Here is a 1,332-nt window from a genome sequence, read left to right on the forward strand (position 1 = left end):
CTGACGAATCCCCACAAAAAGATAAACAGAAATAATGAGATAGGCAAAAATATGAGGAACATTCATGGCATTTGGTGATCAAATTTATCGCCAAACAAAAATTACCACGAGTAAATGCCATGAATGCAAAGCAAGTTTTATCAAAATGCCTTTCTCTTGTCACCCCATTAATGCACAAAACTCGACGACAGAGTTTGTTTTCTGCAATCGAAAGCTCTATGAATGGCGGTTCCCTATCAATCACTGGACTTGGTCGCGGAGTTGATAGTAATGCCTTGGAAAAACATAAGATTAAACGTGTAGACAGGCTTTGTAGTAACGCCAATTTACATCGTGATATCGAGTTCATTTATACCCGTATGGCTTACCTGTTAGTCGGGACAATGAAGCAGCCAATTATTCATATCGATTGGTCAGATCTTGATGACCGAAAGCAACACTTTCTCATCCGAGCATCCCTTGCAGCCCAGGGGCGGTCTTTAACACTCTACGAAGAGATACATCCACTTAATAAGAAAGAGAAGCCAAAAACGCACCTATTATTTATGACAAAATTAAAGGCTATGCTGCCCAATGATTGCAAGCCTATCATCGTAACTGATGCTGGTTTTCGCATCCCTTGGTTTAAGCAAATCTTGTCACTTAATTGGGATTACGTGGGGCGTTTTAGAAATAGAACTCACTGCAGAAAAAGCGCGGTTCATCATTGGTATCCTGTCAAAAAACTTTACGCTCAAGCAAGCTCTATAGCCAAAAATATCGGCGTATACTTTTTAGGTGAACAGACTTCTTTCAGCTCTCGTTTAGTTATCTTCAAACGCGAGCCTAAAGGACGAAAAGATAGAACTGCAACAGGTGATAAAGCCAGGCGAAGTAAGCGGTCTCGTGCAAATGCAGAGCGAGAAAAAGAGCCTTGGTTACTAGCTACATCACTTTGTAACTCAAGTGCTACGGCTAAAAGAGTCGTTAAGATTTATGCGACAAGGATGCAGATAGAAGAAAGCTTTAGAGATGTTAAAACAGGGCTAAAAATGAATGATAGTGGTACTCGGAACTCGAGCAGGCTAAGTGTATTGTTACTCATTGCCTGCCTATCTCAATTTGTGCTTTATCTGTTAGGTTTAGCCGTCAAAGCTGCAGGTAAACACAGGCAATATCAAGCGAACTCAATAAAGCACCGCAACGTGCTCTCAAACCAGTTTATAGGCTTGAGAGCATACAAAGACATGAAGTTGAGGCTGCTGAAGTCGCATTGGCGAACGGCCATTAAGACACTGCAAGGCTTAGTTCGGGATCCACAAGCATGCTATTAAATTCCTGGGGATCCCTCAG

At 41.7% G+C, this 1,332-nt stretch carries 1 protein-coding gene; it reads left to right on the plus strand.

The window, feature by feature from the left end; all coding sequences use genetic code 11:
- Nucleotides 1-119: 119 nt before the first annotated feature.
- Nucleotides 120-1,313 (plus strand): IS4 family transposase, encoded by a 1,194-nt coding sequence (locus tag ACVBIK_RS20640; protein ID WP_447170424.1) that lies wholly within the window; start codon nucleotides 120-122, stop codon nucleotides 1,311-1,313.
- Nucleotides 1,314-1,332: the final 19 nt, after the last annotated feature.

It is taken from the genome of Shewanella sp. 125m-1, from assembly GCF_052977065.1.